Origin of the sequence: Acinetobacter sp. YZS-X1-1, assembly GCF_000804305.1 — a bacterium.
In the GTDB taxonomy this organism is placed as follows: Bacteria; Pseudomonadota; Gammaproteobacteria; order Pseudomonadales; family Moraxellaceae; genus Acinetobacter; species Acinetobacter variabilis.
The window spans coordinates 1-14,732 of the sequence record NZ_JWHB01000020.1; the positions used below are offsets into that span (position 1 = coordinate 1).

Below are 14,732 nucleotides of genomic sequence, written 5' to 3' on the forward strand. Positions count from 1 at the left end.
GCTCATTATTCCAAAAGCCCTCTGCTCACGCTGGGGGCTTTTTTTTATGCGTGAAATAAAGATGAAATAGAAAAAGACTTAAATAAATTTAAGCCTTTTTGAATCTATCTATTTATTGATCTGCCGCGATAATGGATTGTGTTGCATGCTTTAGCATATACAGGGCCTGACCCAATAAAAATATCTTTTTCAGCCAAGGTAACCAGAATGAGAGGATGTTTCGGTGCTGCAACCGCTGTCAAAATGGCTTTACCATTTTCTGCATCCAAAGTAATACTCTGACAGCCAGTAAGATGGATTTCCTTGGTAAATGCAGAAACCATCGCTAAAATCGAACTGCTCACCGCAGCCAGTTTGCTGTTGTTATAGTTGTCTTTCTTATGAATTGTGGCCAATTCAAACCCATCTGTTGAGCAGACCATTACATAATATACGCCACGAACATTGCTAATAATCTCCTGAATTTGTTGTTTAGCATGCTGAACGAGGGCTTCCGGGGCTTGACGTCTTTCTTGTATAGTAAGCATGCTTTAATCCTTAGCTCATGAGGTTATGGTTGATTTCGATTGAAGTAATTAAGGCTTCTAAGAGAAGTAAGATATTGTCTTTTTGACGTGCATCTACAAAAAAGAGGGGGAGTATAGAGATCCGGCTGGATCAGCCAGTCCCTATAAATCTGGGTAAAATGAGGGCTTTCAAGATCACTATGCGTAATCCCAATGGCAATATTATTGGTATATTCCTGGAATACTTCGATAGAGCTTTCCAGTTCCTGGATCGGGTCATTTACTGTATGATCAATAAGGATAATAGCACCTAGTGCGCCCTGACAGATGACAGGCCAGATAAAGTCAAAGCGGCTTTGTCCTGGCGTCCCATATAGGCCAATTTTGGTTCCATCTTCTAAGGTGATTTCACCATAATCGATTCCTACCGTGGTTTCCATTTTTGAATGACTGTGGTCGTCAGTATTCAGTGCCTCAGTGAGTAACACTGGAATATCAGATAATGAACGTATCGCGGCTGTTTTACCTGCGCCCATGGAGCCCGCAAAAACGATTTTATATTGTTGTAAAATCATAAGTATTTACTTTATTAAAATCCAAATTTAAATCGTAGCTTTCCAAAAAAGTTTTTAATGAAACTTTGCTGTTCTGTTCTTTCAACTGGCGCAGTGGCGCGATAACGACTTTCCCAAGCATTAATTTTTTCAATATTTCCTGAAGCCATACTGGCTGCGATAAATTGTCGAAGCGTGAGTAAAGAAATTGCATGTTGCTCAGCAATTTTTGAAATCTTACCGCCTTAAATAAAGCAGGCAGATATCTGAAAAATACGTTTTTTATGCAGCGGATGAGCCGGCTTTGGCCAGTAATGAATTTTATAGTGACCATCTTCAGGTGCGATCTGGGCAAAACTAGGCGAGTTACAGAAAAAATTCCATAACCAGTCTTGTAAAATCTGCGTTTCTCTACGTGTCACTTTTAATAGGTCGCTAGTAGAGGCGAAGTCATATTGAAAAGAAAAGTCTGTGCCTGTTTCAGCCCGGTCTTTGTTTAACCAGGCTAGGTTTTTGCTGAGTCAATGATGGCAATGGTGCCATGCCGGTCATAAAGATGTAATTTGCCTTTTTCAGGATGCAGCATCTCTTTAAAAAAGTTAATTGTGTAGGGATGGTCAGAAGATTGCTGGGAATGAACTAGCGTTGAAAATATAGGTTCTTCTATTTCTGGTTTAATTTCTGAATTAAGAACATTTTGCTCAAACCATTGCTTGAGAATTTGTGTGTTTTGCAGGGGTAAAGCGAGCGTGTTATTTATAATCTGGTTCGAATATTGAGCATTTTTAGAGATGCATAAATAAGGACATTTTTGGTTTTTGAGAACACGTTGAATACCCTCTGTTTCAAGAAAGTATTCATACACCAACAGGCAATCGAGATGAGGATCGGAAGCAGTGTTCCATTGCAGGATAAAATGGTCAGGAGTGATGTGTTGTAAAGTCTTTTTTAGTTCATCAGCATCGTGAATACTTAAACCTGCTATTCCAATATGAATATAATGCCTATGCATTTTAAGTCTCGATTAAACTTTATATTTTATTGGGTGAAGCGCATAAGAATCCCCTTTATCGCATGAAATAAAGGGGAAAACTGTGTATTAGCTGAAGTCTAAACCTTATTCAAAAGATTTAAGCTCATGACGAGCCATAGCCAGGTTTGCTTTAGAGCGATCCAGTACAAGGTACAGAAATACATTGTTATTCTTTTCTAGTGGGCGAATGAGATGATATTGCTTGCCCAGCGTAATCAGAATATCTTCAATCGAGTCATTCAGGTTTAATGAATTCGCTACACGGCGTTTAGCGCGAACCACTTCTGTATTGCCGGCTGCTGCAAGTTTAAGATCGATATTGCCACCACCTTGAGTTGCTAAAGCCAAGCCCGCTTTCACCATCAGCTAATGCTGCAGCAACGAAACCATCAATATCTGTAAGTGTATCTAAGGTTACCTTAGCCACAATTATTTCCCTGTTATAAAAATAGTTGATGCGTTAGTTGTATTTGATGAAGTTCGAATATTATCTTTTTCATTCAAATTCATTATAAAAATGGGCAAGTAAATTACAATTGAAATAAAAACTATATAAAATTTAATGGTTTACTTTAGATTTTAATTTTTAACTTGTACTTTTTAATTATGTGATGCGTTTACCTTTTTATTTAAGGATATGTGAAGTGATTTTGTGATTATTTTTTGATCTATAATCTCACCTTAATCTAAAAGATGTAATAAAATATTTTGAATGAATTATGGGGCTAGTTAGGTAAAAATTTCAGTTAAGAAAATTGATTCACTTCATTTCCTGATAAATTTAAAGAATAAAAAAAGCCAATATCTCATTGGCTTTTAGTAAAACTGAATTTTTGAGGTTGAAGTATTTATGCAAATACGCGTAATACTGCATCAATCAATACCCAAAGAATCGCAAGCGCAACCACTGGCTCAACGATTTTTGCCCAGGTTGGTGTTTCTACAACAGCAACTTCTTCAACATCATGATGCTGGCTATTTTGATGAACCATTTGGCTAAACTCCTTCATTGATGCTTCTAATGATAGCTCTTCTTCATGAATTGGTTTAGAGCCTTTGAGTTCTGTTAGGTTATTTGTTGTCCAAACCCAATCATCTGCCTGGCCAGACAAATGTTCAATTTGTCCTTTTAGCAGCTCTTGGATACTGGTCTGATTATGATTGCCAGTATCATGTAACTGCTTTAATTCAGTCAGCTGAAAATGGAAAATTTCAGACGTGAGCTGTTCCAGCTCGGGTTTTGGTAAAGTTGACTGGTTTTCCACTCGGGTAGTCAGGTGACGGGCGATTTCCAGGATATAAAGTTCATCTGGATGCTTGATTTCATTATAAATTTTTTGCGGGTTATTGCGCCATTCGCTAATCAGTTTGCCTAAAGTGAGAGCATTGATTTCTGAAATATATTTACGTCTTTCTTCTTTTGTATAGCTTTGTAGAAGCTCAGGCTTTTGAGTTTCTATCTGTTCAACAAAATATTGTACTAAATCAAAAGCCATTCACTTACTCCATTATTTTTAATCTAATAACCTTAGGGTTGGTTTTTTCTTTGCGGGTTCAGGCTGTTCTTCAGTGCTTGATTTTAAAGCATCTTCATCATTTTGTGTATGCTCATATTCATTTGGATCAAAGAATAATCCTTGACCGTTCTCACGTGCATAGATCCCGAGGACTGCTGCCATCGGTACATAGATATCACGTGATACACCACCAAAACGTGCTGAGAAGGTGATGGCTTCATTATCCATATTCAGCGCATGAACTGCATGCGGCACAATATTCAGGACAATCTGGCCATCTTTAATAAACTGTTCAGGTACCATGGTATTTGGACGTGTAGCATCGACTAGCAGATAAGGCGTCATATTGTTATCGCAAATCCACTCATAGATTGCACGTGCCATATAGGGACGGGTAGGACTTAAGTTGAATTCTTGTTCAGACATGATGTTTCTCTACAGATTTGATTTGCTCTTGGTAGCGGTTTTTTTCCTGCAAGGTCATGGATTTTGCAAATGCAGGACGGCTAAAAACTCGTTGGCAATATAAATAAAATGGACGACATTGTTGTCGAGGTAATTCTACTCCCATGCTTTTGAGTCGAATGAAAATGGGAGCCAGCATACAATCTAAGATGCTGAATTGTTCCGACATAAAATAAGGAAAATGCTGGAACAGGGGCGTTAATGAAATCAGGATATCATGCAACTGTTTTTGAGCTTTCACTTTAGCTACAGCATCCAAGGTATCTGGGTGGCATAACATGATATCGGCCAGTTTGAGCCAGTCATTTTCAAAACGCCAGATATATTGCCGCTGTTCCGCACGTGGCATAGGGGCATCTGCATAGAGCTTGTTCTGGCGGTAACGATCGTCTATATATTCTGAAATGATGCTGGTATTGAACAATTTTAAATCATTTTCAATCAGCATGGGCAGCTGGTTATAAGGATTGAGGCTGGCCAGATCTTCATCATCGCTATCGACCAGAATCAGGTTATATTTAATCTGCTTTTCGGCAAGTACGTAGCGAATCCAATGGGAACGAAAGTCATCGGCATGGCTATATAAGGTGAGTCCTTGAAGTGGCGCGCTTTCGACTGACATAAATCCTGATTAAGTTCTAATGAATAGACTAGGATACTAAAAATCAACCTAAAAAGCACGAAGCATAAAAAGCCAATTGGACTAAGGCAGGGTAGAGTAGAGAAAAAAATGAAAGGAGCAGAACAATATGATCATGAATTTTGGCTTAATCATTCTGTTTATTATCATCGGTGTTGCGAATTATTATCTGACCAAATCCTTCTGGTGTCATGAAGGGGTATGGGGTAAGGATGTGCATGAACAATAAATATAGAATCCAACTAAGTGGTCAATTTCAAGCCATAAAAAACCCTGGAATAAACCAGGGTTTTTTTGTCCGATTCGGTAAACGAATTAACGTTTAGAGAATTGAGGACGTTTACGAGCTTTACGTAAACCAAGTTTCTTACGTTCAACTTCACGAGCATCACGAGTAACGAAACCAGCTTGACGAAGAGCAGGTTTAAGAGTTTCGTCAGAAGCGATCAGTGCACGAGTAATACCGTGACGGATAGCGCCTGCTTGACCACCGATACCACCACCAGCAACAGTGATGTAAAGGTCATATTTCTCAGTCGCTTCAAGAAGCTCTAGAGGTTGACGAACAACCATACGAGCAGTCTCACGACCGAAGTATTGTTCTAAAGAACGGTTGTTGATTACGAGTTTACCAGTACCAGCAGATAGGAAAACACGTGCAGTTGCGGTCTTACGGCGACCTGTACCATAGTTAGTAGCCATGTGCTGTATCCCTTAGATGTCCAAAACTTGTGGCTGTTGAGCAGTATGTGGATGCTCAGTACCAGCGTACACTTTCATTTTTTTGATCATTGCATAACCAAGAGGACCTTTTGGCAACATGCCTTTTACAGCGCGTTGGAAAATTTCTTCTGGTTTGTGAGCAACTAATTTTTCAAAATTAGTTTCACGAATACCACCAGGGAAACCAGTATGGCGATAGTATTTCTTGTCAAGTGATTTGTTACCAGTCACTTGAACTTGCTCAGCATTGATAACAACGATGTAATCACCAGTGTCAACGTGAGGAGTATAAGAAGTTTTATGCTTACCGCGTAAACGACGAGCGATTTCAGTCGCGAGACGACCTAAAGTTTTGCCAGAAGCATCAACAACGTACCAGTCGTGTTGAACTTCAGCTGGCTTAGCGCTGAGAGTTTTCATTAAACCACTACCTATTATAGTTGGTTTGGACTATGGAAGCTGTCCAAACAAAAGGAGACCGAATTCTACCCGAAAGCCAGGAGAACCACAATGAAAATATAAAATTTCAAGCGCTGTATTTTACAACGTCTTTCAATGAATGACCAGTAGGATTTTTAGCTTATAAACACATATGATTAATCATTAAATAATAAAACGGACCTAAGACTAGGGGCACGTCTTTGTATGAATGGATTCACCTGTTTTTTAATATGTATTTCTTTAGCAAATGGCCTGTCTTCGAGTCTGCCTAGGTTTGCTTTCTAAACTTGAGACAATCCTCCTTGAAAATACCAAAAGCTAAACATGTCGAGTGTTGAGAGGATTGCCTGAAACTCTTTATAGGGTTTATTGAAGTCAGTCCGGTTTTATCTTTCTTTAATATAATGAGAAAGGTACAGTATTATTTGAATAAACATCATCTAAACCTTTATCTAAAACTTTCCCTGTGAAATTTGTACTAAAATAAGGACAATTGATAATACAGAAGAAAGTCATGCTGCCTTTATATATTACCAGTGGTGAACCTGCCGGAATTGGTCCAGACATTTGCCTGAGTCTGGCGGATCGTATTGATGAGCGTCCATTGGTGGTACTTGCCGATCTGGAAATGCTCCGTCAACGGGCACAGCAGTTAAAACTTCTGGTTGAACTGATCGATTATCAGGGGCAAACGACTTCTTCAGAAAAAGGTCAGCTTTATGTCGAGCATGTGCCTTTAAAAGAGCCGGTAGTACTAGGTCAGCTGAATAGCCATAATGCTGCTTATGTACTGGAACAGCTACATCGTTCAGCCGAATATGCCATGTCAGGCAAAAGTGTCGGAGTGGCTACAGCGCCAGTGCAGAAGTCAGTCATTAATGATGCAGGCATCCATTTCAGTGGTCATACCGAGTATTACCAGGAATTTGCTGGTGTACCGCGTGTGGTGATGATGCTAGCGACTAAAACTTTACGTGTTGCTTTAGCAACCACCCATCTGCCACTTCGTGCAGTTGCCGATGCCATTACTCCGGAACGCTTACATCAGGTGATTGATATCCTGATTCATGACTTAAAATCGAAGTTTAAAATCGAGCATCCGCATATTCTGGTCTGTGGTTTAAATCCACATGCAGGTGAGGGCGGTTATTTGGGTATGGAAGAGATTGAAGTCATCAATCCAGTACTGGAGACTTACCGTACTCAAGGTATCAATATGAGTCTGAGCCTGCCTGCAGATACTTTATTTACCGCTGAAAATTTGAAAGATGCCGACGCTGTTCTGGCGATGTATCACGATCAGGGTTTACCTGTGTTAAAATCTCAGGGTTTTGGTGAAGCCATCAATATTACTTTGGGCTTACCGTTTATCCGAACTTCTGTCGATCACGGCACAGCACTCTCCCTCGCAGGTACAGGCCTTGCGAAAAGCTCAAGCTTACATGTGGCTGTGGACTTGGCGCTGGATTTAGCGCGTCAATGATCTCGTCTTTATTACACGTTGGAAATGTCTATGTATCAGATTAATGCCTTAAACCCAAAAGATGAAGGGCATCACACGCGCAAGCGTTTTGGTCAAAACTTCTTACATGACCAACGTGTCATTGCCAAAATTGTGCGTTCGGTAAATCCGCGTGCAGGCGAAAATATTGTTGAAATTGGCCCGGGTCTGGCTGCTTTGACATCTCCTTTAATTGGTGAATGTGATGCCTTGACCGTACTTGAGCTGGACCGTGACTTGGCCGCTGGTTTGCCGGGTCGTGTGCCGCATCCTGAACGTTTAACCATTATTGAAACAGACGCACTGAAATACGATTTCACCAATTTGTTTGAAGAAGGTCGTCCGCTACGTGTAGTCGGAAACCTGCCTTATAACATTTCAACGCCACTATTGTTCCATCTCCTGGAATTTGGTGACAAAGTGAAAGACATGCACTTCATGCTGCAAAAAGAAGTGGTCGATCGTATTACAGCTTCACCGAACACCAAAGAATATGGTCGTTTGTCGGTGATGATCCAGTATTACTGCAAACCGACTTTTCTGTTTGAAGTGCCGCCAGGTTCTTTTAATCCGCCACCAAAAGTGACATCTGCCGTGTTCCGTTTGGAGCCATATGATGTAAAACCGATCATGGCAAAAAATGAAAAAGCTTTGGCTCGTCTGGTATCGCATGTATTTACCCAGCGCCGTAAGACTTTGCGTAATAGCCTGAAAGGGATGCTGGTTGAAGATGGTTTTGAAAAGGCAGGTGTGGATCCAATGGCACGTCCAGAGACACTGTCACTTGCCCAATTTGTGGCATTATCTGATCAAATGGTAGCTTAAAAATAATGACCCGCACTGTTCGATACAATTATATGATTGGTGATGTACAAGGCTGTTTTGAAGCCTTGAAGGCACTGCTGAAAAAAATCCGTTTTGATCCTGATCAGGACTTTGTCTGGTTTGCTGGTGATCTGGTGGCTAGAGGGGAAAACTCGCTGGGTGCATTACGCTTCATTAAAAAGCTTGTCGATAATGGCGTGGCGGCAACAGTGCTGGGTAATCATGACCTGACTTTGCTGGCTTATGCACGCGGTATTAAGCCGATTAAAGACAAGGATAATGTCCGTGATGTGATTGATGCGATCGACAGTGATGAGTTAATTGACTGGATCCGTAAACAGCCGATGTGTCTGTTTCCGAATGAACAGACGGTACTGACCCATGCCGGTATTCCCAATATCTGGGATGCAGCCAAGACGGCTGAATTGGCTAAAGAAGTAGAAGCCATTATTGCCCATGATGATTTTGAGGTGGTGGATACTTTCTTAAAGGAAATGTTTGGGAAAGAGCCTACACTCTGGTCAGATGAATTAGAAGGTCATGAGCGTACACGCTGTATCGTGAATTACCTGACCCGGATGCGTTTAACTGATGCAGAAGGGCGTCTGGAATATAGTTTTAAAGATTCACTGGATGATCCGATGCCAGAAGGTTTTAAGCCCTGGTTTGAATTTGAATCGAAAACTGCAGCAACCCATCAAATTGTATTTGGACACTGGGCCGCTTTACAGGGTAAAACCATTTCTGAGCGAATTCAGAATGTCGATGGTGGCTGTGTCTGGGGTAATCAGCTGATGGCTTATCGTCTGGAAGACCAACAAATGTTCGCTGTCGATAATCCGGTATTTTAAAAAATTCAAAGCTAAAAAAGCCACGTTCAACGTGGCTTTTTTGTGTGCTGATCATTAGTCTACACGAATCCAGGTCTGGTTGCGACCCAGAACTGAAACGCCCATACTGGCACGTAGCGTTAAACGCTTGCCGGTATTGTTTAGACGAACCTTGGCATCATAAATTTTACCTGCCAATGGATCAATGACACGACCTTTTTCATAATTTTTGGTGCCTTCAACGTGTTTCAGGCCTTTTAGAATAGTCATGCCTAAAATCGGTTGATCGGTATAAGGGGCTGGACATTTATTACATTTTTCGCGTGGTGTATAACCTGGACGTGGCGTGATTTTCGCAATCTTGCCTGAGTAAGTATTATTTGCTTCTTTTTCGATGACAATGATGGCTTTTGCTGCTCCAGTTTTATCATCAATTTGTTGCCAGGTTCCGCTAATATCTTGAGCCCACAGGTTCATCATGAATCCTGTAGTCAATGTGGCAAGGAATATCTTCTTTAACATATCCATCATTCCAAAGAACTTTTCATTATTACCCGCACATGTTAGGAAGATTGCACAAATAGTCAATAAATAATTAAAAACATGGAATTAAATTTATAAAAAAAGCTGCCTGTTTGGCAGCTTTGAGAAAAAGTGTGAACTTATTCCTGACGAATCCAGGTTTGGCTACGACCCAGAGCAGATACACCCACATAACCGCGTAGGGTTAAACGTTTGCCGTTGCTGCTCAGACGAACCTTGGCATCGTAAATTTTACCTGTCAATGGATCAATCACACGACCTTTTTCATAATTCACGCTATCACCAACCTGTTTTAAACCTGTCAGTACATCCATCCCCAGGATTGGCTGATTAGTATAAGGAGCAGGACATTTATTACAGGTTTTTTGCGGGGTATAACCTGGACGAGGCGTTACTTTGACAATCTTGCCGGCATAAGTACCATTGCTGTCCTGACGGATTTCAATCAGTGCTTTTGGTGAACCAGTCTTATCATCGATTTGTTGCCATGTCCCGGTCAAGTCTTGTGCATAAATGGTCCCAGTCATGAATGTAGCAATGAGCATTAATCCTAATTTAGATTTATTCATTTATATTTATCCTTTTTTCATAGATGAAACAAACTATCCCAAACACAAGCGTGTGGTTTTTTAATTTTGGTTGATTTTAGAGTAATGAGCGTTGCAGATTGCTCGATCAATCTGCTTTAACCCTGTTGATTCCCCATGACAGAAATATGCCGATGTTAATTGCTTTGTGGCTGAATTTTCAGTAAAAGCAGAGAAATTCAATAAGATCTTTAACATGGTAATGTCTTGCATTCTATCTCCTTATATTGCCCATCAAAATCCGTTTGATGCTAAGCCTGTTAAAGCAAATGAATCTAATATTTATATGCATGTTTTATATTGCATAAAAAAAGCATCTGTCTAATATTGATACAACTTAATGCATGAAAATGCAAGCTTCTGTGCACTAAGTCATGAATTAATCTTGTTTAATCCAAGTCTGGCTGCGTCCTAAGGCTGAAACACCCACATAACCACGTAGGGTTAGACGTTTGCCATTGGCACTTAATTTAGCTTTGGTGTTATAAATATTGCCAGATAAAGGGTCAATCAGTTTGCCCTGAGAGAAATTATTATTACCTGCATCCTTTAAGCCGGTGAGTACATCCAGACCAAGAATCGGTTTATTGGTATAAGGTGCAGGGCAGGAAACACAGGTTTCGCGCGGTGTGTAGCCAGGACGAGGCGTAATCTTGGTAATTTTGGCGGTATAAACACCATTTGAAGTTTCACGAATTTCCAAAATCGCTTTGGCGGATCCTGTTTTATCGTCAATACTTCTCCAGGTACCTGAAATATCAGAAGCGAAAGCCAGATGACTGAAAAAGGTCAGGGCTAAAACGGATAATAATTGAACCTTTTTCATAGGTCTGTTCCTGAGTGAAAAATTCTTTATTTCCCTATAGTAAGAATAGTTTCATTCAGAAACAAACGTTAAATATTGATTGATGAGTCACATTTTTTGCAGATAAAGTATAAAAGTTGGCAACCAGATCGCAGTAAAAACGGCATTCACTGCCATGCCAAACGCAGCATAACGTCCGGCAACACTACCACGCTGCCAAGCTTGAGCTGTACCAATCGCATGTGCTGCTAGACCTAGAGCCAGACCTGAAGCACGCTCATCATTGATATATCGTAAAATAAATGGTGAAAATGCTGCACCAATTACGCCAGACAAAATGACGATCAGAATGGCCAGACTAACAGGTGCCTCCAGTAAGGTTGCAATATTAATTGCAATTGGTGTTGTGACTGCACGGGTGGCAAAGGCCATGATGTCGCCAGAAGACATATGCAGCAAATAGGCGAGACCCATCGGTAAGGCAACCGCACTGATACTGGCAAAAACGAGAATCCCAATAATGGCTTTCAGCGGCAAGTCATCATAACGCATGGCCGCTAGTGGAATCGCCAGTGCAACCGTGACATAACCGAGCAAATGGTTAAACAGTGGATTGACTTCATCCATATAATGCTCATAAGGAATACCGAGCACCAATAAAATCACCAGCACCAAGAACATGCTAAACACAATCACAGGAATTTGCGGAATAACACGATTGCAGGGTTTAGCAAGCAGATAAGCAATTAAGGTAATCGCAAAGCCATAAAGAACAGAAAACATGTGCGACTCCTATAACCAGCGTTTTGCCATTTTGGCGTAGATCCAAAGAGGGAGCAGAGTGCTCAGGCATAACACCAGCATGAAGGCCGGAATTTTTTGTCCCATATGCATCAGCATAATTAGCGCGCCTGCACTAATTGGTAAAAAAGCGAAGGCACTTTCTTTCATCAGCTTGTTATTGGTATCCACCAGACGCGCTGGAATTTTGCCAAAATAGCGCCAGGCAAATAAGGTGACTAGCAGGCTGATGAGTCCGACCAGATTGCCCAGTTCAGGGTGATCTAGCTGGGTCATTAGCCAGACTGAAGCTTCACGAAATACAATAATTAAGAGGAGAGTGCCGATCCATGCTGGCCAGTCAATATGTTTTATCCAGTTCATTGGTGATGTCATTTAAAAGTTTACTTATCAAGTTTTACTCGATCTTAGGCCGAATTTCAAACTCTTCAAGTGGACGCTGGAATTGAAGTGCTTGAGATCCCAGAATTTCTTCTATCGGTAAATGTGCCTGTTTGATCAATTGTTCCAGCTTCGGAGGTGCAATCCTTACATTGATATGCAATTGACCTTCATCGTCATAATGTTCGGACTGAATCACATTCAGCGCATAAAATTGATTGCGCAGTTTGCCATAGGCAGGTTTCAATACCAGTTCAAAGTGTTGAATCTGACCCATTAATGCTTCATGCACGGCTTTGCGTAACAGATCCAGACCTTCACCGCTATGTGCTGAAACATAGACTCGTTCAGGCTGACCAGGCTGGCGGTAAATGATTTTGGCATCTTCACCGCTACAGTCGATTTTATTATAAACCCTTAAAACTGGAACGTCAGCGCCAATTTCCTTGAGCACCTTTTCAACGGCTTCAATTTGTTCAAGCATTTCCAGACTGCTGGAATCGATCACATGTAAAAGCAGAGTGGCTTCAACGGTTTCTTCCAGAGTTGCTTTAAAAGATTCAACCAGTGAGTGTGAAAGATTACGTACAAAACCTACCGTATCTGCCAGTACCAGATTACCGACGCCGTCCCATTGCAGGCGTCTTAAAGTTGGGTCCAGAGTCGCAAATAGTTGGTCAGCTGCATAAACATCGCTATCGGCCAGAATATTGAATAAGGTAGATTTTCCCGCATTGGTATAACCTACTAAAGACACGGTTGGAACAGCCGCTTTTTGGCGTGCAACACGGCCTTGAATACGGGTTTGACGGACTTTTTCTATTTTGGCTTTAAGCTGTCCCATGCGGATACGCAATAAACGGCGATCTGTTTCTAGTAGGGTTTCACCCGGACCACGCAGACCGATCCCGCCTTTCTGGCTATCCAGATTGGTACGGCTACGAACCAGTCGTGAAGACAGATGCTGTAACTGTGCTAATTCAACTTGCAGTTTCCCTTCATAGGTGCGGGCACGCTGTGCAAAGATATCGAGGATAAGTTCGGTACGATCGACTACCCGGCAATGCACCACATTTTCCAGGTTACGTGCTTGGGCAGGTGTCAGTGCATGATCGAAAATGACCAGATTGGCATCGAGTTCTTTGACCCGTTCAGCAATTTCTTCTGCTTTTCCTGAACCCACAAAGAATTTGGCATCCGGTTTTAAGCGTTGAACAAAAAGATGTTCCAGAATTTCGGCATTTGCAGATTGAGCTAACAGATGAAACTCTTCAGCATCAAGGTCATCCAGCATTTGTACGCTCACACTGACCAGTATGACGCGTTCTTTTCCCTGATGTTGCTCAAAATATTCCACTCAGGCCAATCTCCAGTTGAAAACTTCATTTTAGTTGAAAATGAACTTTACAGATACTGAAATAGCGAGCTTTGTTTTAGAGTGCCGTGACAAACAGTTGTGCAAGTGTTACGAGCAAAACTGTATATAACAAGGTACCACCCAAGATATAGCTTAATACTTTTAAGGGTCGAATCATTTCAGCTGATTTCACTGTTTCATCTTGCATGATGAGCATCCTTTTTCAATCTAATATTTCGATTTATTTATTTTATTTAATTCATTTAATGAATTTAAATTGAAAATATAGATGTACTTGGTCGTTTTTTATTATCAATGCAAGTTGGACATGAACAGTATAAAATAGGTTTAATTCGTGGATATTCCCTGTATCTTGTTTAGGATTTAGTGATCTTTTTATGAACTCGACTGTACAAAATCAATCACCTGAGATACAAGGTTTAGCAAAATTCTTTCTTTATACAAGAAAAACGACTTCTGCATTAGCAGCCATCAGCCAGGGGTTTTATCTGGTTTACCGTCACGGTTTGTATAAAGACCCGAATAACCCGAACAATACCCGATATGTGCAGTATTTCTGTCGCCAGTTGTGCAAGGTGTTTAATATCGAGGTTCAGGTTCATGGCGTGATTCCACGTGAGCCTGCATTATGGGTGAGCAATCATGTATCCTGGCTGGATATCGCCGTTTTGGGTTCAGGCGCGCGAGTGTTTTTTCTGGCCAAAGCTGAAATTGAAAATTGGCCAATTTTGGGTAAGCTGGCTAAAGGCGGTGGCACCTTATTTATCAAGCGTGGTTCAGGAGATTCAGTCAGAATCCGTGAACAGATTACCGGCTTCCTGAAACAGAATATTCCGGTCCTGTTTTTTCCTGAAGCGACCACATCTGATGGACGCTCAATTAAAAAAATCTATGGTCGTATTCTCGGTGCAGCAATCGAAGCGCAACGTCCGGTACAAATCTGTCTGATCTGTTATGTAAATCAGCAGGGTGAGCTGGATATGGTGGCGCCTTTTATTGGGAATATCAGTTTTGCCAAACATGTACAAAATGTTCTGGAAATGCCTAAAGTAACAGCTCATCTGATGGCCTTGCCGGCAATTGCGACCGAAGGGCATACAGTAGAAAGCCTGACTGCACTAGTGCATGAAAATATGCTAGAGGGTTTGCAAAGGTTGCAAGCCAAAGTATTAAAAAAGCCTCATTAAGAGGCTTTTTTAATA

General features: G+C 41.1%; 19 protein-coding genes and 3 pseudogenes. 4 read left to right on the plus strand and 18 right to left on the minus strand.

What is annotated here, in order from left to right:
- Positions 1-112: 112 nt before the first annotated feature.
- The 11 genes and pseudogenes from RJ01_RS10940 to rplM all read right to left on the minus strand — a co-directional run bounded on the left by RJ01_RS10940 (position 113) and on the right by rplM (position 5,858).
- A pseudogene (locus RJ01_RS10940) lies at positions 113-527 on the minus strand (roadblock/LC7 domain-containing protein).
- Between the two features lie 10 nt (positions 528-537).
- Positions 538-1,081: pseudogene (locus RJ01_RS10945) on the minus strand (ATP/GTP-binding protein).
- 14 nt (positions 1,082-1,095) lie between these two features.
- Positions 1,096-1,230, minus strand: coding sequence for a hypothetical protein (locus RJ01_RS16740; protein ID WP_257220897.1), 135 nt, complete (start codon positions 1,228-1,230; stop codon positions 1,096-1,098).
- 75 nt (positions 1,231-1,305) lie between these two features.
- Positions 1,306-1,482 (minus strand): hypothetical protein, encoded by a 177-nt coding sequence (locus RJ01_RS16575; protein WP_227504422.1) that lies wholly within the window; start codon positions 1,480-1,482, stop codon positions 1,306-1,308.
- 83 nt (positions 1,483-1,565) lie between these two features.
- On the minus strand, positions 1,566-2,072 hold the full coding sequence (locus tag RJ01_RS16580; protein ID WP_227504423.1) for a hypothetical protein: 507 nt from the start codon (positions 2,070-2,072) through the stop codon (positions 1,566-1,568).
- A 105-nt stretch (positions 2,073-2,177) separates the two neighbouring features.
- Positions 2,178-2,520 (minus strand): annotated as a pseudogene (locus tag RJ01_RS10955) (roadblock/LC7 domain-containing protein).
- Positions 2,521-2,941: 421 nt separating this feature from the next.
- Complete coding sequence (locus RJ01_RS10960) at positions 2,942-3,589, minus strand: hypothetical protein (protein ID WP_005237167.1); 648 nt, start codon at positions 3,587-3,589, stop codon at positions 2,942-2,944.
- An 18-nt stretch (positions 3,590-3,607) separates the two neighbouring features.
- Complete coding sequence (locus RJ01_RS10965) at positions 3,608-4,036, minus strand: ClpXP protease specificity-enhancing factor (protein WP_034171093.1); 429 nt, start codon at positions 4,034-4,036, stop codon at positions 3,608-3,610.
- Positions 4,029-4,697 carry a glutathione S-transferase N-terminal domain-containing protein gene (locus RJ01_RS10970; RefSeq protein ID WP_034171094.1) on the minus strand — a complete coding sequence of 223 codons (669 nt, stop codon included), beginning with the start codon at positions 4,695-4,697 and terminating at the stop codon, positions 4,029-4,031. Before RJ01_RS10970 ends, RJ01_RS10965 begins: the two co-directional genes overlap by 8 nt.
- A 333-nt stretch (positions 4,698-5,030) precedes the next feature.
- On the minus strand, positions 5,031-5,417 hold the full coding sequence (gene rpsI / locus RJ01_RS10975; RefSeq protein WP_004785251.1) for a 30S ribosomal protein S9: 387 nt from the start codon (positions 5,415-5,417) through the stop codon (positions 5,031-5,033).
- A gap of 12 nt (positions 5,418-5,429) precedes the next feature.
- Complete coding sequence (rplM, locus tag RJ01_RS10980; protein WP_004785249.1) at positions 5,430-5,858, minus strand: 50S ribosomal protein L13; 429 nt, start codon at positions 5,856-5,858, stop codon at positions 5,430-5,432.
- A gap of 535 nt (positions 5,859-6,393) precedes the next feature.
- On the opposite strand from rplM, the gene pdxA reads away from it, so the two are divergent.
- Genes pdxA through RJ01_RS10995 form a run of 3 tightly spaced genes read left to right on the plus strand, consistent with a single transcriptional unit; the run spans position 6,394 to position 9,056 of the window.
- Positions 6,394-7,362 carry a 4-hydroxythreonine-4-phosphate dehydrogenase PdxA gene (gene pdxA, locus RJ01_RS10985; RefSeq protein ID WP_034171095.1) on the plus strand — a complete coding sequence of 323 codons (969 nt, stop codon included), beginning with the start codon at positions 6,394-6,396 and terminating at the stop codon, positions 7,360-7,362.
- Between the two features lie 30 nt (positions 7,363-7,392).
- On the plus strand, positions 7,393-8,205 hold the full coding sequence (gene rsmA / locus RJ01_RS10990; RefSeq protein WP_005237157.1) for a 16S rRNA (adenine(1518)-N(6)/adenine(1519)-N(6))-dimethyltransferase RsmA: 813 nt from the start codon (positions 7,393-7,395) through the stop codon (positions 8,203-8,205).
- A 5-nt stretch (positions 8,206-8,210) separates the two neighbouring features.
- Complete coding sequence (locus tag RJ01_RS10995) at positions 8,211-9,056, plus strand: symmetrical bis(5'-nucleosyl)-tetraphosphatase (protein ID WP_034171096.1); 846 nt, start codon at positions 8,211-8,213, stop codon at positions 9,054-9,056.
- 54 nt (positions 9,057-9,110) lie between these two features.
- Here the strand turns inward: RJ01_RS10995 and RJ01_RS11000 are convergent, their stop codons facing one another.
- From RJ01_RS11000 to RJ01_RS16745, 7 genes are all read right to left on the minus strand, one after another.
- On the minus strand, positions 9,111-9,557 hold the full coding sequence (locus tag RJ01_RS11000) for a DUF2147 domain-containing protein (RefSeq protein WP_034171097.1): 447 nt from the start codon (positions 9,555-9,557) through the stop codon (positions 9,111-9,113).
- A 140-nt stretch (positions 9,558-9,697) separates the two neighbouring features.
- Positions 9,698-10,147 carry a DUF2147 domain-containing protein gene (locus RJ01_RS11005; protein ID WP_005237150.1) on the minus strand — a complete coding sequence of 150 codons (450 nt, stop codon included), beginning with the start codon at positions 10,145-10,147 and terminating at the stop codon, positions 9,698-9,700.
- 397 nt (positions 10,148-10,544) lie between these two features.
- Complete coding sequence (locus RJ01_RS11010) at positions 10,545-10,991, minus strand: DUF2147 domain-containing protein (protein ID WP_004785231.1); 447 nt, start codon at positions 10,989-10,991, stop codon at positions 10,545-10,547.
- A gap of 87 nt (positions 10,992-11,078) precedes the next feature.
- The gene (locus RJ01_RS11015; RefSeq protein ID WP_034171098.1) at positions 11,079-11,753 is read right to left on the minus strand and encodes an LrgB family protein; all 675 of its coding nucleotides are present in this window, start codon (positions 11,751-11,753) and stop codon (positions 11,079-11,081) included.
- 9 nt (positions 11,754-11,762) lie between these two features.
- Complete coding sequence (locus RJ01_RS11020) at positions 11,763-12,134, minus strand: hypothetical protein (RefSeq protein WP_004785228.1); 372 nt, start codon at positions 12,132-12,134, stop codon at positions 11,763-11,765.
- Positions 12,135-12,168: 34 nt separating this feature from the next.
- On the minus strand, positions 12,169-13,509 hold the full coding sequence (gene hflX, locus RJ01_RS11025; RefSeq protein WP_034171099.1) for a ribosome rescue GTPase HflX: 1,341 nt from the start codon (positions 13,507-13,509) through the stop codon (positions 12,169-12,171).
- 76 nt (positions 13,510-13,585) lie between these two features.
- Entirely contained in the window at positions 13,586-13,717 is a 132-nt protein-coding gene (locus RJ01_RS16745) for a hypothetical protein (protein WP_257220898.1), read from the minus strand.
- Positions 13,718-13,907: 190 nt separating this feature from the next.
- Here RJ01_RS16745 and RJ01_RS11030 point away from each other — a divergent pair, with 190 nt between their 5' ends.
- On the plus strand, positions 13,908-14,717 hold the full coding sequence (locus RJ01_RS11030) for a 1-acyl-sn-glycerol-3-phosphate acyltransferase (protein WP_034171100.1): 810 nt from the start codon (positions 13,908-13,910) through the stop codon (positions 14,715-14,717).
- Positions 14,718-14,732: the final 15 nt, after the last annotated feature.

Bases quoted from the DNA above. Each gene is read 5' to 3' on its own strand.
- RJ01_RS10965 (WP_034171093.1), bottom strand. From the start codon at position 4,036: ATGTCTGAACAAGAATTCAACTTAAGTCCTACCCGTCCCTATATGGCA.
- RJ01_RS16745 (WP_257220898.1), bottom strand. From the start codon at position 13,717: ATGCAAGATGAAACAGTGAAATCAGCTGAAATGATTCGACCCTTAAAA.
- rplM (WP_004785249.1), bottom strand. From the start codon at position 5,858: ATGAAAACTCTCAGCGCTAAGCCAGCTGAAGTTCAACACGACTGGTAC.
- RJ01_RS11015 (WP_034171098.1), bottom strand. From the start codon at position 11,753: ATGTTTTCTGTTCTTTATGGCTTTGCGATTACCTTAATTGCTTATCTG.
- pdxA (WP_034171095.1), top strand. From the start codon at position 6,394: ATGCTGCCTTTATATATTACCAGTGGTGAACCTGCCGGAATTGGTCCA.
- rpsI (WP_004785251.1), bottom strand. From the start codon at position 5,417: ATGGCTACTAACTATGGTACAGGTCGCCGTAAGACCGCAACTGCACGT.
- RJ01_RS11005 (WP_005237150.1), bottom strand. From the start codon at position 10,147: ATGAATAAATCTAAATTAGGATTAATGCTCATTGCTACATTCATGACT.
- RJ01_RS11020 (WP_004785228.1), bottom strand. From the start codon at position 12,134: ATGAACTGGATAAAACATATTGACTGGCCAGCATGGATCGGCACTCTC.
- RJ01_RS16580 (WP_227504423.1), bottom strand. From the start codon at position 2,072: ATGCATAGGCATTATATTCATATTGGAATAGCAGGTTTAAGTATTCAC.
- rsmA (WP_005237157.1), top strand. From the start codon at position 7,393: ATGTATCAGATTAATGCCTTAAACCCAAAAGATGAAGGGCATCACACG.
- RJ01_RS10970 (WP_034171094.1), bottom strand. From the start codon at position 4,697: ATGTCAGTCGAAAGCGCGCCACTTCAAGGACTCACCTTATATAGCCAT.
- RJ01_RS10960 (WP_005237167.1), bottom strand. From the start codon at position 3,589: ATGGCTTTTGATTTAGTACAATATTTTGTTGAACAGATAGAAACTCAA.
- RJ01_RS11030 (WP_034171100.1), top strand. From the start codon at position 13,908: ATGAACTCGACTGTACAAAATCAATCACCTGAGATACAAGGTTTAGCA.
- RJ01_RS11000 (WP_034171097.1), bottom strand. From the start codon at position 9,557: ATGTTAAAGAAGATATTCCTTGCCACATTGACTACAGGATTCATGATG.
- RJ01_RS10995 (WP_034171096.1), top strand. From the start codon at position 8,211: ATGACCCGCACTGTTCGATACAATTATATGATTGGTGATGTACAAGGC.
- RJ01_RS11010 (WP_004785231.1), bottom strand. From the start codon at position 10,991: ATGAAAAAGGTTCAATTATTATCCGTTTTAGCCCTGACCTTTTTCAGT.
- RJ01_RS16740 (WP_257220897.1), bottom strand. From the start codon at position 1,230: ATGGCTTCAGGAAATATTGAAAAAATTAATGCTTGGGAAAGTCGTTAT.